Origin of the sequence: Sphingomonas rustica (genome assembly GCF_039652585.1) — a bacterium.
In the GTDB taxonomy this organism is placed as follows: Bacteria; Pseudomonadota; Alphaproteobacteria; order Sphingomonadales; family Sphingomonadaceae; genus Sphingomonas; species Sphingomonas rustica.
In genome coordinates, this window is record NZ_JBDIZK010000021.1 from 1 (window position 1) to 25,346 (window position 25,346).

Annotated in this window: 27 protein-coding genes and 1 tRNA gene; 13 read left to right on the top strand and 15 right to left on the bottom strand. The window is 67.4% G+C overall.

Features of this window, described 5'->3' with window-relative positions:
* Positions 1–79: 79 nt before the first annotated feature.
* The gene (locus TPR58_RS22305) at positions 80–391 is read left to right on the top strand and encodes a hypothetical protein (protein WP_346248986.1); all 312 of its coding nucleotides are present in this window, start codon (positions 80–82) and stop codon (positions 389–391) included.
* Positions 392–807: 416 nt separating this feature from the next.
* Here the strand turns inward: TPR58_RS22305 and TPR58_RS22310 are convergent, their stop codons facing one another.
* A complete protein-coding gene (locus TPR58_RS22310) occupies positions 808–1,008 on the bottom strand; it encodes a hypothetical protein (protein ID WP_346248987.1) in 201 nt (66 codons plus the stop codon).
* Positions 1,009–1,227: 219 nt separating this feature from the next.
* On the opposite strand from TPR58_RS22310, the gene TPR58_RS22315 reads away from it, so the two are divergent.
* From TPR58_RS22315 to TPR58_RS22325, 3 genes are read left to right on the top strand one after another with little or no spacing between them, the layout of a single operon-like run.
* Complete coding sequence (locus tag TPR58_RS22315; RefSeq protein WP_346248988.1) at positions 1,228–2,403, top strand: acetyl-CoA C-acetyltransferase; 1,176 nt, start codon at positions 1,228–1,230, stop codon at positions 2,401–2,403.
* Positions 2,404–2,425: 22 nt separating this feature from the next.
* Positions 2,426–3,208 carry an SDR family NAD(P)-dependent oxidoreductase gene (locus TPR58_RS22320; RefSeq protein WP_346248989.1) on the top strand — a complete coding sequence of 261 codons (783 nt, stop codon included), beginning with the start codon at positions 2,426–2,428 and terminating at the stop codon, positions 3,206–3,208.
* 4 nt (positions 3,209–3,212) lie between these two features.
* Complete coding sequence (locus TPR58_RS22325; RefSeq protein WP_346248990.1) at positions 3,213–4,268, top strand: CaiB/BaiF CoA transferase family protein; 1,056 nt, start codon at positions 3,213–3,215, stop codon at positions 4,266–4,268.
* A 9-nt stretch (positions 4,269–4,277) separates the two neighbouring features.
* Here the strand turns inward: TPR58_RS22325 and TPR58_RS22330 are convergent, their stop codons facing one another.
* From TPR58_RS22330 to TPR58_RS22340, 3 genes are read right to left on the bottom strand one after another with little or no spacing between them, the layout of a single operon-like run.
* Positions 4,278–5,807 (bottom strand): DHA2 family efflux MFS transporter permease subunit, encoded by a 1,530-nt coding sequence (locus TPR58_RS22330; protein ID WP_346248991.1) that lies wholly within the window; start codon positions 5,805–5,807, stop codon positions 4,278–4,280.
* A gap of 12 nt (positions 5,808–5,819) precedes the next feature.
* Entirely contained in the window at positions 5,820–6,986 is a 1,167-nt protein-coding gene (locus TPR58_RS22335) for an HlyD family secretion protein (protein WP_346248992.1), read from the bottom strand.
* The gene (locus TPR58_RS22340) at positions 6,979–8,460 is read right to left on the bottom strand and encodes an efflux transporter outer membrane subunit (protein WP_346248993.1); all 1,482 of its coding nucleotides are present in this window, start codon (positions 8,458–8,460) and stop codon (positions 6,979–6,981) included. The genes TPR58_RS22335 and TPR58_RS22340 overlap by 8 nt, the downstream gene beginning before the upstream one ends.
* Before the next feature lie 97 nt (positions 8,461–8,557).
* Between TPR58_RS22340 and TPR58_RS22345 the strand changes: the two genes are divergently transcribed.
* Positions 8,558–9,178: a TetR/AcrR family transcriptional regulator gene (locus TPR58_RS22345; protein WP_346248994.1), complete on the top strand. Its 621-nt coding sequence runs from the start codon at positions 8,558–8,560 to the stop codon at positions 9,176–9,178.
* A 123-nt stretch (positions 9,179–9,301) separates the two neighbouring features.
* Positions 9,302–9,377: transfer RNA gene (locus TPR58_RS22350), tRNA-Thr, on the top strand.
* Positions 9,378–9,434: 57 nt separating this feature from the next.
* Here the strand turns inward: TPR58_RS22350 and TPR58_RS22355 are convergent.
* From TPR58_RS22355 to glsA, 3 genes are all read right to left on the bottom strand, one after another.
* On the bottom strand, positions 9,435–10,370 hold the full coding sequence (locus TPR58_RS22355) for a serine hydrolase (protein WP_346248995.1): 936 nt from the start codon (positions 10,368–10,370) through the stop codon (positions 9,435–9,437).
* A gap of 286 nt (positions 10,371–10,656) precedes the next feature.
* Positions 10,657–10,848 (bottom strand): helix-hairpin-helix domain-containing protein, encoded by a 192-nt coding sequence (locus tag TPR58_RS22360; RefSeq protein WP_346248996.1) that lies wholly within the window; start codon positions 10,846–10,848, stop codon positions 10,657–10,659.
* A 47-nt stretch (positions 10,849–10,895) separates the two neighbouring features.
* Positions 10,896–11,807, bottom strand: coding sequence for a glutaminase A (gene glsA / locus TPR58_RS22365; RefSeq protein ID WP_346248997.1), 912 nt, complete (start codon positions 11,805–11,807; stop codon positions 10,896–10,898).
* Positions 11,808–12,027: 220 nt separating this feature from the next.
* On the opposite strand from glsA, the gene TPR58_RS22370 reads away from it, so the two are divergent.
* On the top strand, positions 12,028–12,324 hold the full coding sequence (locus tag TPR58_RS22370; protein ID WP_346248998.1) for a DUF6916 family protein: 297 nt from the start codon (positions 12,028–12,030) through the stop codon (positions 12,322–12,324).
* A gap of 21 nt (positions 12,325–12,345) precedes the next feature.
* On the opposite strand, the gene TPR58_RS22375 is transcribed toward TPR58_RS22370, so the two are convergent.
* The 4 genes from TPR58_RS22375 to TPR58_RS22390 are packed head-to-tail and all read right to left on the bottom strand — an operon-like array spanning position 12,346 to position 14,509.
* Positions 12,346–12,813 (bottom strand): GNAT family N-acetyltransferase, encoded by a 468-nt coding sequence (locus TPR58_RS22375; RefSeq protein ID WP_346248999.1) that lies wholly within the window; start codon positions 12,811–12,813, stop codon positions 12,346–12,348.
* Positions 12,813–13,364, bottom strand: coding sequence for a phage tail protein (locus TPR58_RS22380; RefSeq protein WP_346249000.1), 552 nt, complete (start codon positions 13,362–13,364; stop codon positions 12,813–12,815). Before TPR58_RS22380 ends, TPR58_RS22375 begins: the two co-directional genes overlap by 1 nt.
* Before the next feature lie 17 nt (positions 13,365–13,381).
* Entirely contained in the window at positions 13,382–13,948 is a 567-nt protein-coding gene (locus TPR58_RS22385) for a phage tail protein (RefSeq protein ID WP_346249001.1), read from the bottom strand.
* 30 nt (positions 13,949–13,978) lie between these two features.
* Positions 13,979–14,509, bottom strand: coding sequence for a phage tail protein (locus TPR58_RS22390; protein ID WP_346249002.1), 531 nt, complete (start codon positions 14,507–14,509; stop codon positions 13,979–13,981).
* Between the two features lie 301 nt (positions 14,510–14,810).
* Here TPR58_RS22390 and TPR58_RS22395 point away from each other — a divergent pair, with 301 nt between their 5' ends.
* Genes TPR58_RS22395 through TPR58_RS22410 form a run of 4 tightly spaced genes read left to right on the top strand, consistent with a single transcriptional unit; the run spans position 14,811 to position 18,684 of the window.
* Positions 14,811–14,978: a hypothetical protein gene (locus TPR58_RS22395; RefSeq protein ID WP_346249003.1), complete on the top strand. Its 168-nt coding sequence runs from the start codon at positions 14,811–14,813 to the stop codon at positions 14,976–14,978.
* 52 nt (positions 14,979–15,030) lie between these two features.
* Positions 15,031–16,938, top strand: a complete 1,908-nt coding sequence (locus TPR58_RS22400) for an asparagine synthase-related protein (RefSeq protein ID WP_346249004.1) — start codon at positions 15,031–15,033, stop codon at positions 16,936–16,938.
* Positions 16,931–17,851 carry a hypothetical protein gene (locus tag TPR58_RS22405; RefSeq protein ID WP_346249005.1) on the top strand — a complete coding sequence of 307 codons (921 nt, stop codon included), beginning with the start codon at positions 16,931–16,933 and terminating at the stop codon, positions 17,849–17,851. Before TPR58_RS22400 ends, TPR58_RS22405 begins: the two co-directional genes overlap by 8 nt.
* Positions 17,848–18,684: a sulfotransferase domain-containing protein gene (locus tag TPR58_RS22410; protein ID WP_346249006.1), complete on the top strand. Its 837-nt coding sequence runs from the start codon at positions 17,848–17,850 to the stop codon at positions 18,682–18,684. Before TPR58_RS22405 ends, TPR58_RS22410 begins: the two co-directional genes overlap by 4 nt.
* 161 nt (positions 18,685–18,845) lie before the next feature.
* On the opposite strand, the gene TPR58_RS22415 is transcribed toward TPR58_RS22410, so the two are convergent.
* The 3 genes from TPR58_RS22415 to TPR58_RS22425 form a co-directional block, all read right to left on the bottom strand.
* Positions 18,846–19,127, bottom strand: a complete 282-nt coding sequence (locus tag TPR58_RS22415) for a PqqD family protein (RefSeq protein ID WP_346249007.1) — start codon at positions 19,125–19,127, stop codon at positions 18,846–18,848.
* A 28-nt stretch (positions 19,128–19,155) separates the two neighbouring features.
* A complete protein-coding gene (locus tag TPR58_RS22420) occupies positions 19,156–20,859 on the bottom strand; it encodes an ABC transporter ATP-binding protein (protein ID WP_346249008.1) in 1,704 nt (567 codons plus the stop codon).
* 184 nt (positions 20,860–21,043) lie between these two features.
* Positions 21,044–22,075: a LacI family DNA-binding transcriptional regulator gene (locus TPR58_RS22425; protein WP_346249011.1), complete on the bottom strand. Its 1,032-nt coding sequence runs from the start codon at positions 22,073–22,075 to the stop codon at positions 21,044–21,046.
* Between the two features lie 155 nt (positions 22,076–22,230).
* On the opposite strand from TPR58_RS22425, the gene TPR58_RS22430 reads away from it, so the two are divergent.
* Positions 22,231–23,583, top strand: coding sequence for a pectate lyase family protein (locus TPR58_RS22430; protein ID WP_346249009.1), 1,353 nt, complete (start codon positions 22,231–22,233; stop codon positions 23,581–23,583).
* Positions 23,584–23,663: 80 nt separating this feature from the next.
* Positions 23,664–24,017 carry a cupin domain-containing protein gene (locus TPR58_RS22435; protein WP_346249012.1) on the top strand — a complete coding sequence of 118 codons (354 nt, stop codon included), beginning with the start codon at positions 23,664–23,666 and terminating at the stop codon, positions 24,015–24,017.
* A 178-nt stretch (positions 24,018–24,195) separates the two neighbouring features.
* On the opposite strand, the gene TPR58_RS22440 is transcribed toward TPR58_RS22435, so the two are convergent.
* Positions 24,196–25,155, bottom strand: a complete 960-nt coding sequence (locus TPR58_RS22440; protein ID WP_346249010.1) for an IS5 family transposase — start codon at positions 25,153–25,155, stop codon at positions 24,196–24,198.
* Between the last annotated feature and the right edge of the window lie 191 nt (positions 25,156–25,346).

Consider the following 25,346-nt stretch of genomic DNA (forward strand, 5'->3'; position numbering starts at 1 on the left):
CGCCACGTGAGTGGTCCATGGCAAAGGCCCAGTTCGCCGTCATCTTCGGCGAGCGCTTCATCAAGGCCATGGCGGCGTAATGTTCAACCGCCCGCCCGCACACGAAAATCCTGACAGGCCCGTCACCGTTTACCTCGACCCCGCCGTCTGTGACTCAACGCCACTCCATTTTTGCCGCGTGTTCGCCAATCTAAGCGACACCGTCTGCGCGAAAGACACGCCAGACGGGAATCCCTATACGTGCACCCTTCTCACGCCTGGTCAGCCGGATGTCATCGTGACGGTGGATGACGAGAGTTCCCACAATCCAGAGCTTGCCGAGGCTGATGATTACGAACCTCAATACAACATCTTGAAGCGCCACGGTCCTCCACCACTGGCGTGGGGTTAGTTGGACTGCGGCTTTATCGCATATCGCGCAAGCCCGCGCTGGAGTCTCATAAGGCCGAAGGGAGTTTAGGTTCGCGCAGAGACGCGGAGGCGCAGAGAGGTTGTGTTAGGTTCGATCAGGCGGTGCCGAGCTGCCCTTCGACGGCTTGCTAGCGCGAGCGGACGCCTCCCGAAGCGCCCTCTCTGCGTCTCCGCGTCTCTGCGCGCATTCATTTTCCGCTAATGTAGCGCGCGACCGCCGCCCCGCTCCCGTCGTCATCCCGGCCGAAGTGCCGGGATCTACCGGGCGGCGCATCCCGGATGTGCGGTTTGGAGACATGCTGGGCGGATGGCGCGACTGTACCGCGCGTCCGGGATGGAGGATGGATGGGCCCCGGCATTTCAGCCGAGGTGACGGGGTGGTTCAGGCGAGCGTCTTCAGCCCTTGGGCGTGACCCAGACCGACACCGGCACGACGACCTTGCCGGGGGCCGGCTTGCCCACGTCGACGCGGTCGGCGGTGACGAGTTCGCCGCTGGCGAGGTTGAACGAGGCCCAGGGCTTGGGCATGCGGCCGAACGTCATCTTCTGGATGGGCTGACCGGTGGTCGAGTTCATGATGGTTGCTATGACTGCCATGGCGGGGCGATAGCGAGGCGCGGCGATTCCTGTCCAGCGGCCATCCGGACATGGGCGAGCTTTCGGTGGATAACCCGCGTCCACAACCGACACCGCTTTGGATCAATTTTCAGAGACACGCTATTTCAATGACTTGTGGTTGACTGCAACGTTAAGTCCGGAATTGAAACTGATCCGGCTGCCTGATACGCTGCTGCAAAAATCAGCAGGAGCAGGATGATGGCAGCACCTACCGCCTATATCGTCGAGGCCGTCCGGACAGCAGGCGGACGCCGCGGCGGACGACTGGCGGGGTGGCACCCCGCGGACATGGCCGGCGAAGTGCTGAACCAGCTGGTCGACCGCACCGGCATCGATCCGGCCGCGATCGACGATGTCGTCATGGGCTGCGTCAGCCAGGGCGGCGAGCAGGGATTCCAGGTCGGGCGCGGCGCGGTGCTGGCGTCGCGACTGCCCGAAAGCGTGCCGGCCGTGACGATCGACCGCCAGTGCGGCAGCTCGCAACAGGCGATCCAGTTCGCGGCGCAGGCCGTGATGTCGGGCACGCAGGACGTGGTGATCGCCGCCGGCGTCGAATCGATGACGCGCGTGCCGATGGGATCGACGGGCATGCTGTTCGCGCAGGCGGGCCTGGGCAAGGCCAAGTCGCCGCGCCAGGAGCAACGCTATCCCGGCGTCCAGTTCAGCCAGTTCATGGGCGCCGAGATGATGGCGCGCAAACATGGCTTCACCCGTGCCGACCTCGACGCCTATGCGCTGGAAAGCCATCGCCGCGCCGCCGCCGCGACCGAGCGGGGCGACTTCGCGCGCGAGATCGTGGCGCTGGAGATCGAGACGCCGGACGGCCCGGCGATCCACGACCGTGACGAGGGCATCCGCGCCGATTCCACGATCGAGAGCATCGGATCGGTCAAGCTGCTGGCCGAGGGCGGGATGATCAGTGCGGCCAATGCCAGCCAGATCTGCGATGGCGCCAGCGGCGTGCTGGTCGTGTCGGAAGCGGCGCTGAAGCAACATGGGCTCACCCCCCTCGCCCGGATCCACACCCTGACCGTCTCCGGCGGCGATCCGGTCATCATGCTGGAAGAGCCGCTGTTCGCGACGGAGCGCGCGCTGAAGCGCGCCGGCCTGTCGATCGACGACATCGATCTGTACGAAGTGAACGAAGCATTCGCATTGGTGCCGCTGGCCTGGGCGAAGCATGTCGGCGCCGATCCCGAGCGGATGAACGTCAATGGCGGGGCGATCGCGCTGGGCCACCCGCTGGGCGCGTCGGGCACGAAGCTGATGGCGACCCTGGTCCATGCGCTGCACCGGCGCGACAAACGCTATGGCCTGCAGACGATGTGCGAGGGCGGCGGCATCGCCAACGTCACGATCGTCGAGCGGCTCTGACACCAGTCGAAAGGGGATTCTCATGAAACTCGACAACAGCATCGCCGCGGTGGTTACCGGTGGCGCATCGGGCCTGGGCGCGGCGACCGCGCGGGCGCTGGCGGCGCACGGGGTGAAGGTGGCGATCTTCGACCTGCAGGAGGAAAAGGGCCAGGCGGTCGCGGCCGAGATCGGCGGCATCTTCTGCACGGTCAACGTCACGTCGGACGAAAGCGTCGATGCCGGCTTCGCCAAGGCACGCGAGGCGCATGGCCAGGAACGGATCCTGGTGAACTGCGCCGGCACCGGCAATGCGATGAAGACTGCCAGCCGATCGAAGGAGGATGGCAGCATCAAGCATTTCTCGCTGGAGGCCTTCAACTGGGTCGTCCAGATCAACCTGGTCGGCACCTTCCGCTGCATCGCCAAGTCGGCGGCGGGCATGCTGACGCTCGATCCGCTGGACGAGGGCGAGCGCGGGGCAATCGTCAACACCGCGTCGGTCGCGGCGGAGGACGGGCAGATCGGCCAGGCGGCCTATTCGGCGTCGAAGGGCGGCGTGGTGGGCATGACGCTGCCGATCGCGCGCGACCTGATGGGCGAAGGCATCCGGGTGAACACAATCCTGCCAGGCATCTTCGACACGCCGCTGCTCAACGCAGCACCTCAGCCGGTGAAGGATGCGCTGGCGGCGTCGGTCCCCTTTCCCAAGCGGCTGGGCCGGCCAGAAGAATATGCGACGCTGGCGCTGTGCATGATCGAGAACCGCTATTTCAACGGCGAGGATGTCCGGCTGGACGGCGGCATCCGCATGGCGCCGCGCTGAGGCCGTGGCGGGGCCGCTTTCGGGGCTGCGCATCGTCGAACTGGCGGCGATCGGACCTGCGCCGTTCTGCGGGATGATGCTGGCGGATCACGGCGCGGAGGTCATTTATGTCCACCGCGCCGGCGCCGCCCCCAATCCGCGCGACCCGCTGCTGCGCGGGCGCACCCCGGTCGAGGCCGACCTGAAGACAGCCGAGGGCGTCGCGACGGTGCGCGCGCTGGTGCGCGAGGCCGACGGCCTGATCGAGGGGTTTCGCCCGGGCGTGATGGAGCGGCTGGGCCTGGGCCCGGACGTCCTGCACGCGGACAATCCTCGGCTGGTCTATGGCCGGATGACCGGATGGGGGCAGACCGGGCCGCTGGCGCAGGCCGCCGGGCACGACATCAACTATATCGCGCTGTCGGGCACGCTCCACGCGCTGGGCCGCGCGGGCGAGAAGCCGACGCCGCCGATCAACCTGGTCGGCGATTTCGGCGGCGGCGCGATGATGCTGGCGTTCGGAATGCTGGCCGGGCTGCTCCAGGCCAGATCGACCGGCACCGGCACGGTGATCGACTGTGCGATGACCGAGGGGTCGGCGCTGCTGGCCAGCATGATCTGGGGCTTTCGCAAGACGCTCGGCTGGAAAGACCAGCGCGGCACCAACCTGATCGATACGGGATCGCATTTCTACGACACCTACGAGACCGCCGATGGTGGGCATGTCGCGATCGGCGCGATCGAACCGCAATTCTACGCGCAGCTGCGCGCGGCGACGGGCCTGACGGACGATCCCGAGTTCGATGCGCAGATGAACCCGGCGGCCTGGCCCGCGCTCAAGGCCAGGCTGGCCGAAATTTTCCGCACCCGGACCCGCGACGAATGGTGCGCGGCGATGGAGGGAACCGACATCTGCTTCGCCCCCGTGCTGTCGATGGCGGAGGCACCGTCGCACCCGCACAATGTCGCGCGGGGGGCGTTCATCGAGCGTGAGGGTGTGGTCCAGCCCGCGCCGGCACCGCGCTTTTCGACTGGGGTGTCAGGGGACGGTTCCGCCACCCCAGCCCAAATGCCGGGGTGACGGTGGGACCTAATGCGCGGCGCTGGTGTCCACGACGCGCGCCGGCCGCGGAGTCAGCCAGATGATCATCGCGGCACCGGCAAACACGAAGGCCGAGATCAGGAAGACATGGTTGGTCGCAAGCGCGAGCGCCTGCTGCTCGACCTGCTGCGCCACCACGCCGCGGATCTGGTCGAGCGACCAGCCCTGTGCCGACATCGCCGCGACCGTCTCGTCGGTGTTGAGGCGCGAGACGATCTCGCTGCGGGCGACGACGGCATTGTCGCTCCACATCGTCGCCGAAACCGAAGTGCCGATCGCGCCCGCCATGGTGCGCAGGAAGCTCATCACACCGGCCGCGGACGCGGTCTCCCCTTCCTCCACCGCGGCCAGCGCGAGCGTGGTCAGCGGGATGAAGAAGAACGGCATGCCGAAGCCCTGGGCGAGCTGAGGCATTGCCAGCGTCCAGAAATCGGCATCCGCGGTCCATCCCACCCGCATCAGCGACGTCAGTCCCAGCCACAGGATGCCGAAACATACCAGCGCGCGCGGATCGACCTTGTTGGTGAGCGACGCCACGATCGGCGCCATGATGACCGCGCCGACGCCGGTGAATGCAGTCGCATAGCCGGCATAGGTCGAGGTGTAGCCCAGGCTCGTCTGGAGCCATTGCGGGATGATCACCGCCGAGGCGAAGAAGGCGGCGAAGGCGAAGGACAGCGACGTGACCGCCACGGTGAAGCCGCGGTGGCGGAACACCCTGATGTCTACGATCGGCTGGTCGTCGGTGAATTCCCATACCAGGAATATCACCAGTCCGATCGCAGAGATCAGCGCCAGCGCGACCATGAACGGATCGCTGAACCAGTCATGTTCGCGGCCCAGGTCCAGCAGCAGCTGGAGGGCGCCGATCCAGATGACCATCAGCACCAGTCCGCCGCGATCGACCCGCAGCGGCTCGGTCGGCGTCTCGGCACTGCGCAGCAGCCGCGTCGCGCCGAACGCGCACAAGGCGGCGACGGGGATGTTGATGAAGAAGATCCAGTGCCAGGACCAGCTGTCGCTGATCGTGCCGCCCAGGATCGGGCCGAGGATCGGTGCGACGACGGTGGTCATCGCCCAGACGCCCATCGCCTGGGAGCGCTGCTCTGGCTTGAAGATGCGCATCAGCAGCGTCTGCGACAGCGGCATCAGCGGACCGCCGCAAAGCCCCTGGCCGATGCGGCACGCAACCAGCATGCCGAGCGAGGTCGAGATGCCGCACAGGAACGAGAACAGGCCGAAGCCGATCATGCCGAAGGTGAAGGTCCGCACCGCGCCGAACCGACCGGCCAGCCAGCCGGTGAGCGGAACGCAGATCGCCTCGGCCACCGCGTAGGAGGTGATGATCCACGTTCCCTGGCTGGCCGAGATGCCGAGACTGCCCGAGATATGGGCGACCGAGACGTTGGCGATGGTGGTGTCGAGCACCACCATGAAGTTGGTGAGCGCCAGCACCGCCCCTGCGAGCAGGAGACGCATGCCGGTGAGCGGCTGGGCCGCCTCCGCTTTTCCGTTCATGACGACGTGTCCTCAGTCCCCGGAGATATCGATCTCGGCATCCATCGACAGGCCGACCCGCAGCGGATGGTCCTTCAGCTGCTTCGGATCGAGCGCGACGCGCACCGGCACGCGCTGGACCACCTTGATCCAGTTGCCCGTGGCATTCTGTGCCGGGATCAGCGCGAAGGACGATCCGGTGCCGCCCGACAGGCCGACGACCCGCCCGGTATAGGTCACCGAGCCGCCATAGAGGTCGGACGTCAGGCTGACCGGCTGGCCGACCTTCACCTTGGCGAGCTGGGCTTCCTTGAAGTTGGCATCGACATAGAGCGAGTCGACCGGCACGATCAGCATCAGCGCGGTGCCCGGTGCGACCCGCTGGCCGACCTGGACGTTGCGGCGGGTGACGATGCCGTCGACCGGCGCCCGGATGACGCTGCGGTCCAGGGTGAGCTTCGCCTGGGCGAGCTTGGCCTGCGCAACCATCACCTCGGGCGCATTGGTGACGTTGGTGCCGTTGATCAGCGCGTTGTTCGCGGCAAGCTGTCCGGTGGCGGCCCCGCGGGTCGAATTCGCCTGCGCGATACCGGCGCGCGCCAGTTCGAGATTGGCACGGGCCGAGGAGAAGGCGGCAGTCGCCGAGGTCAGTTCGTCGCCGGACACTGCACCGGCCGGCGCCAGCTTGCGGCGGCGATCGAGATCGACGCGCGCCTTGTCGTAATCGGCCTGCGCCGCGACCAGCTGGGCGCGGGCACGGGCGATGTCGGCATCGCGCGCGCCGACCTGCGCCGCGAGGGCTGCGCTGGTCGCCGACGTCTGGCCATATTGACGCCGCGCCTGGGCGAGGTCCGCCTCGGCCTGGGCCACGGCGATGCGCGCATCGCTGTCGTCGAGCTGGACGAGGATGTCGCCCTTGCGGACGCGCTGGGTGTCGCCGACGCGCACCTCGGTGACCTGCGCGGCCACCAGCGGCGTCACGCTGGCGGTGTCGGCGCCGACATAGGCATTGTCGGTGCTGACATAGTGACTGCCGACGAGGACGTACCAGCCGCCATAGCCGGCGCCGGCGACCAGCACGGCAGCGGCGATGCCGCCCAGCAGTTTCCGGCGCTTCGACTTGCGTTCGACCGGCGCCGTGTCGACCGGAGCGGTGTCGGCGGGTTGCGTCTTGGTGAAGGCGGGATCGGCGTCAGCCATGGGTCGGGTCCTTGCGCGCGGCCGCAGCCGCATTGTCCTGTGAAACGGTGAACCCACCCCCCAGTGCGCGCACCAGCGCGACATCGAGGGTGAAGGCACGGGATTCGAGATCGGCGACCATCGTGCGCGCCTGGAGCACGCGGTCCTCGGCGGTCAGCACCTCGAGGAAGGTGGATAGGCCGCCCTGGAAGCGGAGCTGGGCGACATGATAGGCCTGTTCGGACGCGGCAAGCGCCTCACGCCCCTGCCCCAGCCGGGTAGCAAGCGCGGCGCGGCTGGTGACCGCGTCGGCGACGTCGCGATAGGCGCCGACCACGGTCGCGTCATAATTGGCGACCGCCTCGTCATACCGTGCGCGCGCTTCCCGGTACCGCCCGGCGGGAAGGCCGCCGCGGAAGATCGGCAGGCTGATCGCCGGCCCGACCGATCCGATGGTCGATCCGCTGTCGATCAGGTTGGACAGGCCGAGCGACTGGAGGCCGATCATCGCGCTGAGATTGATCGACGGAAAGAAATCGGCGTGTGCGACGTCAATCCGCTTGCCCGCCGCCTCGGCCCGGGCGCGGGCTGCGGCGATATCGGGACGGCGGCCGATCAGGTCGGTCGTGACCCCGGCCGGCAGCGCGCCGATGCTCACGAGCTTCGCCGGCAGCGCGATCGACAGGCCGCGATCCGGGCCCTTCCCCAACAAGGCCGCGATGCGGTTGCGGGTCAGGCCGATCGTCTCGTCAGTTGCGGCGATATCGCTGCGCGCCGTCGGCACCGCGGCGTCCGCCTGCTTCAGCTCGGCCTGGGTATCCAGGCCCGAGGCGACGCGGTTGGCGACCAGCCGCTGCGTCTGCAGCCGAACGTCGAGCGCCTTCATCTGGATCTCGCGCTGCGCCGCCAATCGCGCCAGATCGGCATAGGCGCTGGCGATGTTGGTCGACAGCACCAGCCGGCTCTGCTCGATCTCGATCCGGGCCGCCTCGGCGTCGGATGTCGCCGCCGCCAGCGAAGCGCGGTTCTTGCCCCACAGATCGAGATCGAAATTGAGGTTGGCCGCGACGCGACCGTTATCGTTCCAGCCCTTCGGCACGAAGGCGGGCGGGATGCCGTTATTGTAGCTTTGCTTGTTCAAGCCGCCGCTGGCCTCGACGTCCAATGTCGGCAGGCGCGCCGCGCCGGCCTGCTGGGCATAGGCTTCGGCCGCGCGCAGCCTGGCCGCGGCACCGGCGAGATCCGGAGATCCTGCAAGGCCTTCGGCGATCAGCGCGTCGAGCTGCGGATCGGCATAGCCGGTCCACCAGTCGGACGAGGGCCAGTTGGCCGCGGGCGACTCGACCGCGAACGACCGCGTCGATTCGACCGTTGCGGCGGTGCGCATTTCGGGTCGGGGACCCAGCTGTGGCACGGTCGCGCAGCCGGCGAGCAGGGCCGGAACGAGCGCCGCTGCAACCAGCCGGCGTTGGGGAACATGTAATCGCATTGACATAAAACCCGTACTATGGGGTACGAAAATCGCCACTGCGCCTCATAGCTAGCCTTGTCAACATAAAAACGTACTGTATAGTACGATGATGCAGAGTGAGATGAAAGCGCCGAGCCGGAGAGAGGCGAACAAGCAGGAACGACGCCAGGCAATCCTGACCGTCGCGCGTCGGTCCTTCCTGGAAAATGGCTATGCCGCGACGTCGATGTCGGGGATCGCGTCGGAACTGGGCGGGTCGAAAAGCACCTTGTGGAGCTATTATCCGTCGAAGGAGGATCTGTTCGCCGCAGTGCTGGACGATGCGACCGGCGCATTTCGTGCGGCGTTGCAGGACGTGCTGGCGCCCGAGGGCGATTTTGCGGAGACGATCCACGCCTTCTGCCGCAGCTTCATCGAGAAGATCACCCGGGACGATGCGCTGAGGCTGCACCGGCTGGTGGCAGCGGAGACGACTCGCTTTCCCGAGGTCGGCCGGATCTTCGCCAGCCGCGGGCCAGAGCCGACGCAGCAATTGCTGGCGGGATACCTGACCGCACAGATTGCAACGGGCCATATGCGCGACGAGGATCCGGTCCGCGCCGCCGGCACGCTGGTCAGCCTGTGTACGGGGCGGATCCATCACCGATTGCTGTGGGGAACGGTCACGCTGCAGCATGGCGATGTCGAGGCGGAGGCGGACTATGCCGCGCGGGTATTCCTGAGGGCGTTTGCGCCGCAGTGACCCGTCGAGGGCGGGGTTCGACCGCTCTCGCGCCCCATCATTTTGTGGCGCACCCCAGCTTGACCCCGCGCGCCGATTTGCGCACACGCCAGCGAACGCCGCGGCCCGAAGGCCGTGCGAGATGCCGGATTAGCTCAGATGGTAGAGCAGCGGTTTTGTAAACCGAAGGTCGCGGGTTCGATCCCTGCATCCGGCACCAGCTGCCCCACCCGGCCCGAAGACCAGTCCCTCCGCCACCGCGCGTCGCGCATGCAGCTCAGCGGGTGGTGGTCGCCACGATGGCGCGCGAGACGTCGCCCATCAGGCGCATGCGGACCGGGATCGGTTCCCGGGTGCTGGCGATCATCACCGCCACCGCGTAGCGCCGCCCGTCCGGCGCGACGAGCAGGCCGACATCGTTATAGCCGGTCGACAGCGTACCGAGATCCTGTCCGGTCCCGGTCTTGTGCGCCAGTGTCCAGCCCGGCTTCAGCCCCGATTTGAGGCGGAGCGGGCCGGTGCGGCTGGCGCGCATCAAGGCCAGCAGGTGGCGGGTCGATGCGGGGCTGAGCAGCTTGTTGTCCGCCAGCAGCGACAGGCCGAGGGTGATGCCGTTGGCGGTGGCGCCGTCATAGGGATCGTCGAGGTAGCGCTGCAGCGCCTTGCTGCGCGCCTCGTAGCTCATCGCCGCGCGCGCCTGGAGAAAGCCCCCGCCCCCGGCCCATTCGGGACGCCAGCGCAGGCCCGCGGTGCGCGCCTGGAGCTCGCGCTCGCCGGGACCGAAGCCGACCCCCGCCACGCCCCGGGCCGCAAGCAGGCGGCGGATCGCATCGGGGCCGCCCACCTTCCACAGCAGCACGTCGTTGCACGTATTGTCGCTGAGCGTCATCGCACCCTGGAGCAGTTCGCCGATCGTGGTGCGATAGCCCTCCGTGCCGACCTTGGCGCGGATCGGCTGGTGGAACAGGGTCAGGTCCGAGCGCTTCACCACCACCGGATCGGCGAGCGACAATCGCCCCTCGTCGACCGCCGCCATCACCGCGATGCCGACCCACAGCTTGCTGACGCTCTGCTGGGGATGCGGCCGGTCGCCGTTCCACGCGACGCTCCAGCCCTGGTCGATGTCGCGAACCGCGATCGCCACCTGCCCCTTGAACGCGCCGCCCAGCGCCTGGACCGAGTTCAGCAGGTCCGCCGGGGCTTCGCGGCGCACCGGTGCTGCGGGCCGTGCGGTCGGCGCGGGACGCGGCGCGGCGGCCGACGAGATCGGTGGTGATGCTGGCCTTGCGACGGGGAGGGTCGGGGGCGTGCTCGACGGAACGCATGCGGTGAGGGCAAGCGCCGCGGCCAGCGGGGCAATGAACGAACGACGCAGAGGAACCAGCAAGAAAGACCACCCTCTTTCCGACCTTGCTAGGCGCTGCGCCCCCGTCGGTGAAGGCACAGCCGAACGACTCGTCCCGACGCGCGGCCCGTTGAACGTACGGGCCGCCGACCCCTCAGCCTTCGCCGACGGTGAGGTCCCTGGCATCGCGATCGACCTTGCCGGCAAGGCCCGGGACTTCGTCGAGCTGGCGAAGATCGGTGAAGCGGCCCCGCTCGTCGCGGTAGCGGACGATCTCGAACCCATGGCCCTGGAGCGCCGGGACGGCATCGAGTTCCCCGGCGGTGGCCGTGTTGATGTCGGTCATCTTCGTCTCCGCTGCATCCCAACCTGATTGCTGGTCCGACCGCGCCGTCATGCGATCGCCGGGCCGAACACCGACCAGCCCGTGCGATGGCCGAACATCTCGAGGGCGTGGACGCCGAGGATCGAATTGCCGTGCTGGTCGAGGTTCGGCGACCAGACCGCGATCGAGGCGCGTTCGGGGGCGATGGCCAGGATGCCGCCCCCCACCCCGCTCTTTGCCGGCAGGCCGACACGGACGGCGAAGTCGCCCGATCCGTCGTAATGGCCGCAGGTCATCATCAGCGCGAGCACCTTGCGCATCCGCCGGGCGCGCGCGGTTTCCTCGTCGTCCCCCTCGTGCAGCCGGGTCCGGCTGAGAAACAGGCCGGCGCGGGCGAGGCCGGCGCAATCGACCGAGATGGCGCATTGCTTGGCGTAGGCGTGCAGCACCTCTTCGATCGGTCCGTCGAGATTGTCGTGATGCTTCATGAAGCTGAGCATCGCGCGATTGAGGTGCCCGCCCTCGGTCAGCACCGCCTCGTTCAGTTCGAGCGGGCGCCCGTCGAGTTCCCGGCGCACCAGATCGACGACCGCGTCCTGGCTCGCATGGGTTTCGACGAGCATGTCGACGACGACAAGCGCGCCGGCGTTGATGAAGGGATTGCGCGGAACGCCGCAGGTGCGCTCGAGGTCGATGACCGAGTTGAACGGGTCGCCGGAAGGCTCGCGGCCGACACGCTGGAACAACCGGTCGCCATATGCGCGCAGCGCCAGGTCGAGGGCGAAGACCTTGGAGATGCTCTGGATCGGAAAGAGCCGGTCCGCGGCTCCGGCGGTGATCACGCCATCCGCGGTCGCGACGGCGATGCCGAACGGGCCGGGCCGGGCGTCCTCGTCCTTGGCGTCTGCTGCGGCCTCGAGCGTTGCGGCGTTTGCGGTGATGTCTTCGGCGATGTCGCGGACGATGTGCTGGAGATCCATTGCGCGGTAACGTTCCGACGCGGCAACGGGTCCGCTGTCCGGGGTCCGGATCGCGGAGGCAGAGCCCCTTGATCATTCGCCCGGCATGCGACACAACCCGGGAAACCCCCGGAAATCAGCGGATATTCGGGGGCGTGACGAATTGGCCGGACCCGCGCAAGGCGCTTGCGACCGCGAAGCGTGCGGCTCACCGCGCCGGATCGGCCGCAAGGGGGATGGAATGCTCGATACGCTGACTGCCGAAAGCTTCGCGCCGCATGTGAACACCGGTTTTGCGGTGACCATGGAAGGCTATGACGATGTGCTGACCCTGGTATCGGTGGATCCGGGAAAGGCGATCGCGGGCACCGGTCGGACACCGTTCACGCTGACCTTCGACGGCGCGCGTACCGACATGTATTTTAACCAGAATGTGATGCCGTTCGACCATCCCGAACTGGGCGTGATCGAGATGTTTGCCGGGCCATGCGGCAAGAATGAGGACGGGACCTTTCGCTATTCGGCCAGTTTCGGCTGACGACGACCGGCCCGACGCCGGTCAGGCCTGCCACGTCATGGTGATGTCGCCGCCCTCGACACCGGTTTCGACAAAGCCCTTGCGCAGATAGAGGCGGCGCGCGCGGTTTTCCGGTCGCACATGGAGATGAACCGGACGGCCGGCGCGGCCTGCCTCGGCCAGGACGCGGTCGATCAGCATGCCGCCGATCCCCTGCCCCTTCGCCTCGGGCAGGATCGCGATATCGACGATGCGTCGCCCTGCCATTTCGCGCGCGACATACAGGCGTCCGACGGCCTGGCCGCGCCGTTCGACGATCGACCAGTCGGCGTCGAGAAAGGCGGCCCGGTAATGGCGGCGCTGCAGATCATATTGCTGGGCCAGCAGCATCTCGATCGCCTGGGGCGGAAGGCCGGCGGCCGAGAATTCGTCGATCCGGGTCGATACGAAAAGACGGCGGAGGAAGGGTTCGTCCTCCGCCGTCTCCGGCCTCAATTCGATCCCGCGCATCAATTTCGCGCAGGGAAGCTACCGTAAAGCGCAATGCACCAGTTCAGCGCGATATAGGGCTGGCGGTTCTCGTGCGCCTGGCTGCCCCCCTGGACACCGACCGTCGCGGGATGAAGCGACGCATCGCCGTTGGTGATCCCGTTGCGCCATGCAGTGGCGGCAGAGGTTGCATGATACATGAAGCGCGAGATGAAATAGCCCGCGGTCGGCACGTTGGTCTGGTTGGCCGCGGTGGTCGGCTGGACGCGCGCCGACACATTATGGGTGTGCGACGGCATTTCGGTGCTGAGCAGCGTGTGCACGTTCGCGCCTCCCACCTGGCCGAGCACCGCCTGGAATTCGGGACCATTGCCCGTGCCGATCGGAATGCGCCCGCGAAGATCCGGCAGCGCGAAGTTCGACTGGCCGTTGCCGCCATAGGTCGTGCCCAGGATCGCGTACAGCGGCGTATTCTGCTGAATCGAGATCAACTGTCCCGCGCACTGTGCCCACTGATAGGGCGGGTAGGAGAATGCATAGGGCCGGATCTCGCCGACAAATGGTTGGGTCATTGCCGCTCGCTCCTTGTTCAGTTCTGACTGGGGAAAATGCCGTACAGGGCAATGATGTGAGTCACCGCGAGATAGGGCATCAGATTGTTGTGCGGCTGGCTGTTTCCCGAATTCGAGAGCGTGTTGGCGGGCAGCGCAGGGATGTTGGCCGTTACCTGATTGCTCAGATAGAACAGGCTGTTGCCGACCTCCGGGGAGTTCGGGTTCGCCAGGCCCGGACGTGCCAGCACCTTGCCACTGGGGTTCGAGGTCGTGGCCGGCGTATCCCAGGCGTTGATCGAATGCTGGTGCGCCGGAAGGTTGGCGGTGGTCAGCGTGACATTGGCGCTGCCGCCGACCGATCCGAGCTGACGCGCCGTCAGGCCGGGGCCGGTGGCGCCGTTCTGGGCACCGACTGCTGCACGTCCGCGAAAGTCCGGCAGGCCGAAGGTGTTGATACCGTCGCCGCCGAACGTCGTGCCGAGGAGCGCATAAAGCGCGTCGTTCTGCGCGATCGATACCAGCTGACCGTTGCACAACGCCCAGCCGACAGGCGCGAAGGTTCCTGCAAACAGCTTCAGCTGGCCAAGATATGGTGTTGACATGATGGTTCCCGATCCTGCTGAGAGCGCCGTTCAGTTGCGCGACGGGTAGGAGCCCTGCAGTGCGATGAAGTAGTTCATCCCCTGATAAGGCTGCATATTCTGGTGCGGGGTGTTCGAGCCGGTGCTCTCACCCACAGAGCCGAGGCCGACCGAGTTGCCCTGCGGATCCGCATAGGCGTTGAGGTTGCCGATGCCCGCACGGTTCACGTTTGCCAGATAGGCGCCGGCCGGCGAGGCAGCGTTGCCGTCCTGCGTGGAAACGCCGAGAAGATGGGTATGCGCGGGCATCTGCTGCGTCGTAAGCGTCACGCTCTCCACCCCGCCCTTATCGCCGAGATTATAGCTTCCGATCGAGTTGAACCCATAGCCGAGCGCAACGCGGCCCCGCAGGTCGGGCAGCGCGAAGTTGTTGATGCCGTTGCCGCCATAATAGGTGCCGAGCAGCGAGAACAACGCCGTGTTCTGGTTGATCGCCAAAAGCTGCCCGTTGCAGAAAGCCCAGTATTTCGGCGCGAAATTGAACGGCATCAGCCGGATTTCGCCGATATAGAATGACGACATGAGCTCCCTCCCGTTCCGTACCAGGAGCTGCTGTCGAGCGCGACTCCCCCATGTCCCGAGCGGCGTAAGGCGTGCGAATGGATCGCGGAAAGGAAGCCCCCCGGCAATTACCACCCGAACTCGAGTACCCCACCCGTTCAGAATGACGGTGCCATGTACGCCGGACGCGCCCATGGTCGTCAAGCGGAATCTTGCAGAGTTGCGCAGATCGGGAGTCGAGCAGAACGAACCATTTGCCTTGCGCCGCTCCCATGATATTGGACCGCGATTGCACGGATCGTGAAGTATTTGGGGGCCTATCGTGACGAAGCATGACCAGACCGAACCGACCCTGGACCGGGCCGCCCGTCCGCGCTGGCGCGCGCCGCAGCTGAAGGTCGAGAGCGTGACCGAGATGACCGCGATCGATCCGGTGCCGGCACCGCCGAGCGACCCGTCCATTTACCCCGGCCTGGGTTTCAACAGCTGATCCTGCGCGGTCGTTCGCGGCCGCATGCAGACATCGTGACGGATTTGTATCGATGGGCCGGCTGGTCGGGATCATTCGTCTCGACGGCGGGCCGATCGACCGGTCGCTGATCGAGCGCTGGCGCAAGCCCGCCGGCGAGTTCCGGCCGGACCGCGTCCGCGCCGAGGGCAATTGGGCCTTCGCCCAGCAGACCCTCCCCTTTCGCCGCGGCGAGACCGCCGAGCCCCAGCCTTTTCGAGCCGCGAACGGCGCGCTGAGCTTCGTCGAGGCGCGGCTGGACGATCGCGCCGCACTGCGCGCGCAATTCGGCTTCGGCACGCGCCGGCCGAGTGACGACTCGCTGGTCGCGATGACGGTCGAGCACGGTGGTCTGAGCGCTGCCGAAGCGCTGCATGGCGAGTTTTCGCTGATTCACTGGGACCCGGCGACACGCACGCTGAGCCTGATGCGTGACATATTGGGACAGCGCGGCCTTTATTATCATGTCGACGGCCCGGTCGTCCGCTTCGCGACATCGTTCCACCTGCTGCTGGCGCTTCCCGAAGTGCCGCGCGAGATCGACGAGATCGGCCTGGTCGATTCGCTGCTGGGTGCGAGCGCGGCGCCAGACCGCATGGCGTGGCGCGGGATCAAGCGGGTGCCGGCCGGCTGCGTGGTCGCCCTCACCGCCGATGCGGTCCAAACCCGCCGTTACTGGTCGGCCGACGCACTGCCCAAGGTCCGCTTCGCCCGCGACGAGGACTATGTCGAGGCGGCGCGCGCGCTGCTCGACCGGGCGGTGGCCAGCCGGCTGCCAGAGCGCGGCGCGCTTGCCACGACGCTGTCGGGCGGGTTCGACTCCGCGGCGCTGACCGCGACCGCCGCGCGGCTGCTCGGCGATGCCCGGCTGACCGCCTATACCCGCGTGTCCGGTACCGCCCATCCCTATCGCGGCGCGCTGGACGACCGCGCCTTTGCCGCGATGGTCGCGGCGCAGCATGACAATATCGACTGGGTGGTGCTCGACCAGCTCTACCAGGCGCCGCGCGATACCGGCAGCGAATGGGAGTCGGCGCGGATGGGAATGCCGACCAACGCCTTTGCCCGCAGCTGGAACGAGCCGATCCACAATGCGGCGACCGCTCAGGGGGCACGCACGCTGTTCGTCGGCTATATGGGCAATGCGACGCTGTCGTGGAGCGGGTTCGGCCTCGCCTATGAGCAGGTTCGCCAAGGCAAGCTGATTGCCGCGGTGCGCGACGTGATTGCCATGGCCAGGGCGGAAGGCCGGCCGGCGGCGCAGGAACTGAAGCTGACCTTGGGCGCGGCGATCGAGCCGGGGGCGCTGCGACAATGGCGCCGGCGCCGGTCCTCGACGCATCGCTGGCCCAATCAGGGCTGGACGGCGCTGTCGCCCGACTTTCTTCAGTCGATCGACTATGGCGCGCATATGGACAGCGTCGAGCATCGCAACCTCGACAGCGTCGCCCTGCCCGGCCGGACATTGCGCGCCTCGCTGCTGGTGGGCGAGGCGCGGCTGGACCAATATGCCTATCTGCGCGGCGAATGGGCGTTCGAGATGCTCGACCCCTATACCGACCGGCGGCTGGTGGAATTCACGCTGGGCCTGCCCGAGAGCCAGTTCGCCCGGCGCGGCACGCGGCGCTGGCTGGCACGGCGGGCGCTTGCCGACCGGCTGCCGGCGGAACTGCTGGCGCAGACCCGGCGCGGGCGCCAGATCGGCGAATGGTATCACCTCGCCAGCCTGCGCCGCGAGCATACGATCGAGGCGGTCGAGCGGATCGCGAAATCGCCGCTGGCCAGTCGGGTGCTCGACGTTCCCAGGCTGCAACGGCTGGTGCAGGACTGGCCGAAGGACGCCGAGACGGCGCGCGCCAGCGAGGGCGGACACCGGGTGGCATTGCATCAGGGGGTGGTGATCGGATCGTTCCTGTGCTGGTACGAAGGCAATAATGGCTGATCCTGTTCACGATTACGCGCTGTGCGGCTGGCAAGTGGAAAGCGCGATCCCCCTGCCCGAGCTTCCCGGCTGGGCCGGAGCGGAGGGTGCGGCCGAGGTGGCGTTCGTGCTGGGATCGCTGCCCGACAGTCTCGACGCCCCCGTCTTCGCCACGCCGATGCTCCAGATCGATCGCGCCGGCCGGGCGCTGTACCGGATCCCGGCGGTTGCCGCCTTCCTGGTCGAAGGCGGGACGCGGGTGACGATCGACCCGGTGCTGGCGCCCGATGCGCCCGATGTCCGCCTGTTCCTGCTGGGCAGCGTGTTCGGGCTGCTGTGCCATCAGCGCCGGGTGCTGCCGGTCCATGCCGCGGCGGTCGATATCGACGGCGAGGCGGTCGCGTTCGCGGGCGCTTCGGGTGCGGGCAAGTCGACGCTGGCCGCCGCCTTTCGCCGGCGCGGCTTCACCCTGTTCGCCGATGACGTCACACCGATCGCGTTCGATCCGGTGCGGTTCCTGCCCGGCCTGCGCCGCATCCGCCTGTGGTCCGACTCGCTGGCGGCAGCGTCGGACTGGCAGGGCCAGGCGATCGAACGCTGCCGCGACGGGATCGAGAAGTTCGCGCGCGCCTTTGACGACGGGTTCCACACCCGGCCGCTGGCCCCGCGCGCGATTTTCCATCTGCGCGACCAGGCCGAGGGCGATGTGTCGTTCCGCCGGCTTCAGGGCGGCGCGGCGATGCAGCAGCTGTGCCGCCAGGTCTATCGCTGGCGGTCGCTGGTCGCCTTTTCGGGCGAGAGCGAGGCGCTGACCCGCGTGGCGCGGGCGGCGGGTGCCATCCCGCGCCATTTCGAGCTGTCGCGCAAGATGGACTTCGATCGGCTGGACGACACGATCGACGCGATCGTCGCGACGGTGCGGGCCAGCCGGTGACCGGCGCGGTCTGGCTCGCCTCCTATCCCCGATCGGGCAATACCTGGACGCGGCTGGCGCTGCGGTCACTCCAGGGCGGCGGCGAGGCGGTCGAGTTCGCGGACATCGGCCGCTTCGGCAAGCTGTCGACCCGCCGCGAGCTGATCGACCGTGCGCTGGAGGTCGATTCGGGCATGCTGACCGAGGCGGAGACGCAGGAATTGCGGCCCGACATGCATGCGGTGCTGTACGGCCGGGCCGATCCGCCGCCGCTGGTGAAGACGCACGATGCGTGGCTGCGCACGCCCGCCGGCCGGCCGATCTTCGACGCACGCTTCACCCATGGCGCGATCTACCTGATCCGCGATCCGCGCGACGTGGTGCTGTCCTGGGCGAGCTTCATCGACTGGCCGGTCGACAACACCATCACCTTCATGGCCAATCCCAAGGCGAGCCTGGGCCATGCCACCGACCAGATCGGCATCCAGGTCCGCCAGACGATGGGCAGCTGGTCGAGCCATGCGCTGAGCTGGATCGACGAGTCCGGGCTGGCGCCGCTGGTGATCCGCTACGAGGACATGCTGGCGGACCCGGCAGATACGCTGGCGCGGATGGCGGCGCATCTGGACTGGGACGTCGATGCCGCGGCGATCGACGGCGCGGTCGCGACGACGCGCTTCGACCGGCTGGCGGATCAGGAGACGCGTCACGGCTTCACCGAAAAGGGGACGCGTACCGACCGCTTCTTCCGCAGCGGCATCGCCGGGGCCTGGCGCGAGCAGCTGTCCGCCGAACAGGCAGCGCGGATCGAACGCGAACACGAAGCGGTAATGACCCGCTTCGGCTATCTCTGAGAAACCGTTTGAGAATGCGCCTATCGGCGCATTGCGGCACCGGCCCGCTCCCCCACCCGACCACCCAGCGGCAGTATACTATGGGTGGTCGGGTGGGGGAGCGGGCCGGTGCCGCCTCGAAAATCGCTCTTTCGCGATTTTTTCACGCGGTCTCTGAGCCATCAGGCCTCGGTCCACACCAGCCGGTTTTCGGCAAGCTTGCCGAGGAAGGCCCGGGTGTCAGCTGCCACCGCTTCGGCCGGTCCGTCAAAATGCGCCTGCAGCTCGGCGATCAGCGCGTCAACGCGCTTGGGGCTTTCCAGCCGGCGCCAGATCTCGCTGCCGACCGCATCCATGCCGTAATAACGGCCATCCTCGATTCTGATCAGCACGATCTCGCCGTCCACCTCGGTGGCGATGGCATCGGTGGTGCGGAGCAGCGTGGCGGAGGGGTCGAACGTCATGCGCGCGACCTAGCAGAGCCGGCGGCGCTCAGCCAAGCACCTTGCCGTCCTCGACCCGGATCACCCGGTCGCACCAGGCCAGGCTTTCCTCGCGGTGCGAGATCATCAGGATCGTCGGGCGCGGGTCGAGCGCCTTGAGCCGGGTCAGCAACGCCGCCTCGGCCGGCGCGTCGATCGCGTTCGCCGCCTCGTCCAGCACCAGCAGCCGCGGCTTGCGCAGCAGCGCGCGGGCCAGCCCGATGCGCTGACGCTCGCCGCCGGACATCAGCGTGCCGCGCTCGCCGACCACCGTCTCCAGACCCTGTTCCAGCCGGGCGACTATCTCGGTCGCGCCGGCCAGGTCGAGCGCGGCGGCGATCTCGGCATCGCTTGCCTGCGGGGTCGCCCAGGTCAGGTTGCGGCGGATGCTGTCATGGAACAGGAACCCTTCCTGCGAGACATAGGCGATGCGCGTGCCCCAGCCGGGCCGATAGTCGCCCTCCAGCGCGACGCCGCCGACACGCACCTCTCCCGACTGCGGCGTCAGCAACCCGACGATCAGGTCGATCAGCGTCGTCTTGCCGGCACCCGACGGGCCCGCCACGCCGACGAAGCTGCCGGGATCAAGCGCGAGCGTCGCGTCGCCGACACCGCGGCCGCCGGGATGACGATAGGTCGCGGCCGCGAGCAGGATCGGGCCGGCGGGCGGCTCGACCGGGTTGCCATGAGGGTCCGCGCCGCGGCGGAACTCGGCCTCCATCGCGCGGACCGCCTCGAAGCTGGGCAGTGCGAAGACGAATTGCTGGCCCGCCTGATAGAGCTGCATCGCGGGCCCGCTCATCCGCCCGAAGACCAGGACGAGCGTGATCAGGATCGCAGGGGACACCTGCATCCAGCCGAAGCCGACCAGCACCACGCCCGCGCCGAGCAGGCTGGAGACGATCGCGAAGATCAGCCGGCCGCGCGCCTGGCGGCGCTGGAATTCGAGCTGGTTGCCGCGGATCTCGCGCTGGATCGTCTCGAACTCGGCGACGAAGCTGGCCTGTGCATTCTGGGCGGCGGCGGTCTTCAGGCCGGAGAGGAAGCCCGCGGCGTTGGCCATCATCGCCTGGCCGGCACCGACCAGCCGCGATCCGATCTCGCGCGTGCGATCCTGCGTCGCCAGGAACACCAGGCCACCAATGCCGAGCAGGACGATCGCAACCGCCGCCAGACCGGGCGCCAGGGCGAAGGCGATCCCGGCCTGGATCACCAGCATCGCCCCCAGCACCACTCCCTGCACCATGAAATAGGAGGCGGAACTCAGCCGCTGGATCTCGGTCGTGATCAGGTTGGTGACGCGCGCATGGCGCAAGCCGACGACCTGGCTCCACGACGCCCGGGCCAGCGCCTGCATCGCGCGATTGCGCTCGGATTCGATGAAGCCGGTCTGCAGCCGGCCGATCGCCATGTCGCGGGTATAGAGGGTGACGGCGCGCAAGGCGCTGAGCAGGACGAAGGCGAGGATCAGCGCGGCCAGCTGCTGCACCGGCGTCGTCAGGCCGACCTCGCGCAGCGCGGTCGAGATCCTGCCCGACCCGCCCTCGACCACCACGCCGATGATCGGCACGAGCAGCAGCAGACCGGCGCCGTCGAGCACCGCGCCCGCCGCAACGAGCAGTCCGGCACGCACCCCTCGCCAGCCGGCATAGCGCGCGAACGCCCCGGTCATGCCGCCGACCGCGCGCCGCAGCTCGCCTATCCTGGAAATCACGCCCCTGCCCATCGGCCCGACTTAGCGGCGCGCCGCGACCCTGCCTAGCGCTTCCCCGCCGCCGCTTCGGCCAGCCAGTCCTCGCCGTTAGGAGTGTGGCTCGAAGTCGACCGGTGTCATAAAGAAATCCTTTGCAGGCGTCTGGGCCTTGTTCGCGATCGACCCGGGCCGCCGCTGGGCCGGATCAGTCGCGCCGGGGCGGCGCGACCGAGGCTCGGTGGATGAGGGTGGACGGGAACATCGACGGCTCCTCGCTGGCCAGATCGTCGCCGAAAAAGTCGGCCAGCAGCTTGAGCGCGGCCGACCGGGCCATCGAGATGATCGGCCAGTGGACCGTCGTCATCGGCGGCCAGATATGCGACGCGATCGCGGTATCGTCGAACCCGATGATGCTGAGATCGTCGGGCACGTTCATGCCCCTGCGCCGCGCGGCATGGAGCGAGGCGGCTGCCATCTCGTCGTTCGAGGCGAAGATCGCGGTCGGCCGCGGCGACAGGTCGAGCAGCCGGTCGGCGGCGGCCAGCCCGGTCTCGAATGTGTAGTTGCCGTCGGCGATCAGGCTGCGCGGCAGCTTGATCCCGGCAGCCGCCACGGCTTCCTCAAACCCCTTGCGCCGTTCGCGTGCCGACCGGAATCCGTGCGGTCCGGCGATCAGGCCGATGCGGGTATGACCCAGCGATATCAGGTGGTTGATCGCTTCGCGGACCACTTCGCTGTCGTTCGAGGCGACCATATGTTCGGGCGTGTCGAGCGTGGTCGATCCCATCCGGACATAGCGGCATCCGATTTCCCGGCACACCTCGGCCAGCATGTCGTTCTCCGACACCGGCGGCAGGATCAGCACGCCGTACAGGCGCTGCCGTTCGAGGAAATTCTTCACATCGGCCAGCATCGTCGACGAGCCGCGATCGATCGGGCGGACGATCAGCTCGAACTCGGTATCGCGGATCGCCTCGAGGATGCCGGCCTGGACGTTCATGACCATCTGGGCATTGGGATTGTCGTGGATCAGCCCGACCAGGAAATTGCGCCGAAGCGCGAGCGCGCGCGCCTGGACATTCGGGACATAGCCGATGTCGGCGATGACCTTCTCGACTTTCGCCCGGGTCTCTCCATTCAGCAGCGGGGACCGGTTGATCACCCGGCTGACGGTCTTTTTCGAGACGCCGGCCAGACGGGCGACATCGTTGATGGTTGGCTTGCCCATGCTCTTCATCATGCGACGCTACACTGTCGCGCGGGACAAGGCGAGACTGTCCGGCGGACAGGACCGATGCGCCGGAAAATCGAGGTCTTGCGGAGGCGTTTCGCCGGGTATACCCCTTAGGTAACCGGTGACATGGTCACCCAGTCCGAGCGGAGAGGCCCCTGATGAAGAAGATCGCCCTGTTTCTGGCCTGCCTGGTCGCCATGCCCGGCGCGGCGATGGCACAGGCGGCATTTCCCGGCGCCGTGGGCCCTGCGGCGGAGACGGTCGGGGGCCGCGGCGGCCAGATCATCCGCGTGACCAACCTCAATCCCGGCGGCCCGGGATCGTTCAAGGCGGCGGTCGAGGCCAAGGGGCCGCGCATCGTCGTGTTCGAGGTGGCCGGCGTGATCGACATGAAGCGCGAGCCGATCGAGATCCGCGAACCGTTCCTGACCATTGCCGGCCAGACGGCCCCCTCCCCCGGCATCACGCTGATCAAGACCGGCATCGACGTGCGCACCCACGACGTGATCGTCCGCCATATCCGCGTGCGCACCGGTGCCGACAACCAGCCCAAGCGCAGCGGTTGGGAAGCCGACGCCTTCTCGACCGTCGCCGCGCGCAACGTCATCATCGACCACAACACGTTCAGCTGGGCGATCGACGAGAACATGTCGGCCAGCGGGCCGCGCTTCACCGGCAACACGGTGGCGGAGTGGCGCAACGGCACCAGCCGCAACATCACCTTCTCGAACAATCTCGCGGCCGAGGGGCTGGCCGATTCGAGCCATCCCAAGGGCGAGCATTCCAAGGGATCGCTGGTACATGACAACACCACCGGCATCGTCTTCTACCGCAATGTCTGGGCGCATAATGTCGAGCGGCATCCGCTGGTGAAGGGCGGCGCGCAGGTGCTGATGGTCAACAACCTGATCTACAACCCCAAGCACCGCGCGGTTCACTATAACCTGATGGCGCTGGAATGGGGCGACCATCCCTATGTCACCGGCCAGATCACCGCGATCGGCAACGTCATGCGCGGCGGGAACGACACCGACAAGGACCTGCCCTTCCTGATGATCGGTGGCGACGGCGATCTCGATTATTATGGCCGCGACAATCGCGCGGTCGACCTGCACGGCAACAAGCTGCCGATGTTCGGCCGCTATGGCGAGACCAAGGCGAAGATCGTCGAGAAGCAGGCGCCGCTGATGTCGACCGCCGGCATGACCGTGCTGCCGTCGGGTCAGGTCGAGACGAGCGTGCTCGCCACCGCCGGCGCGCGTCCCTGGGACCGCGACGAGGACGATATCCGCGTCCTCTATTTCGTCGCCGAGGGTCGCGGCTTCGTGATCAATGACGAGAAGGATGTCAGCGCCTATCCCTCCTACGGGGCGGTGTTCGCCCCGTTCAACGAGGCCGAATGGAACCTCGACACGATGGAGCCGAAATCGAGCCGCTATCCGGGTCAGAAGGGTCCGGTGCAGGAGCATCTGAGCCCGCGCGACGCCGACATGCGCCAGGGCGCCAAATGAGCGCGCTCCTGGGGCTGTTGGCGGCGTTGCTCCCGGTACAGGACGCCCCGCCTGCCGCAGGCCCAGCCAAGGCGCCGCCGATGGTGGTGATCGACGAGCGCGACACGATGCGTCAGGAACCGACGCCGCACGGCAAGATCGGGATCAGCACCGCCTATCGCATCAGCGACGCGGCGCCTCAGCCGCGCACGATGGAATTCCGCAAGCGCATCCTGCCGCAGGGCGCCGCGATCGGCCTCCACCCGATCGCGCATGACGAGGTCTATTATGTCCTGTCGGGCGAGGGCGACGTCACCTCGGACGGCGTGACGAGGAAGATGGGTCCCGGCATGGCCGCCTATCTCTATGACGGCGCGGTCGTCGGCATCCGCCAGACCGGCAGCGAGCCGCTGGTGCTGATCATTTCCTATCCGGTGAAGGCGGCGCAGGACTGAGCAAAGTCTTTTTAGATTAGCTACTTAGCTCCTCTCCCGAAGGGACCGTTGCGTAATGCGGTGGCATTGCGGTTTGAGCGCCGATTAGCGTGATCGGCCTGCGCGATGCCGCTCCTGTGGTGGCCGGAGGGAGCTTTTTGGGGAGTTTTTGGCGGCTCCGGACGGAGTTCGGCTGTAGTCAGGCGGTCGAGAGGGCGACCCAGCGGCGCATGTTGAAGGCCATGGCGGCAAGAAGCATCTGCGCTGATGCTTTGGCGAGGCCGCGGTAGCGGATCACCTTCTGGCCCATCCGGCGCTTCAGGGTTGCGAAGGTCGTCTCGACCGCCGCGCGCTGATATCCGATCAGCCGGTTATAGCGCTTCAGGCGCGGCGGCAGCACCGGATGGTGCTTGTTGGGTCGCCGCATCAGGCGCGGTTTGATGCCGCGAGCCGCGAGTGCCGCTTGACGCGCATGGGTGTGATAGGCCGCATCGGCCAACACCGCTCGCTCATCGCCGCGAATCAGGTCGTCGGCCGGCACCGTGTCGTTGACATTGGCCGGTGTCGTGATGGCAGTCCGGATCAGCCCCGAGCCCTGGTCGACACCGACATGCATCTTGTAGCCGAAGCTCGATCCCTGCCGCCCCTGGTGGCGGGTGAAGCGCGCATCCGGATCGCTCGACGGACGATCCGGGCCATCGGGACGCGCTGCCGATGTCTCGATCACCGTCGCATCCAGCATCGTTCCCCTGCGCAGGATCAATCCGGCTTTATCGAGTTGCCGGTCCAGCTCGGCAAAGAGCTTCTCCAGCATGCCCTGCTCGACCAGCAGGTTGCGGAAACGGCAAACCGTGCTGTGGTCCGGCACCCCATCGCTCAACGACAGCCCCACAAACCGCCGAAATGACAGACGGTCCGACAGCGCTTCCTCCGTCTCGGCATCCGACAAGCCATAAAGCGATTGCAGCAGCAGCACCTTGAACATCATCACCGCCGGGTACGCCGGGCGCCCTCCGCCGTGCCGCAGGGACGACAGCACCTTCTCGAACCGATACCATTTCACCAGATCATGGAGCCGATCCAACCGCCCGCTCCCCGAACTGAGCTGCGGGGCAAGCGCCTCGACGAAACTGAACTGACCTGTCCGCTTTTCGACCATCGCAACGCTCCCTGATCCATCTCAAAGAATCAGGTCGCGCCGTCTTTTGCAACAGTCCCCCGAAGGGAGAGCGACTATCTGCCGGGTCAAGCGGCAGACGCCAGTTTTTGGCGTGTATCGCGCATTTTGGCGTTCAGTCTGACGAGGAGTTTGCGGGCCAGGGCGATGCGGACGACCATCTTTGGTTTGCC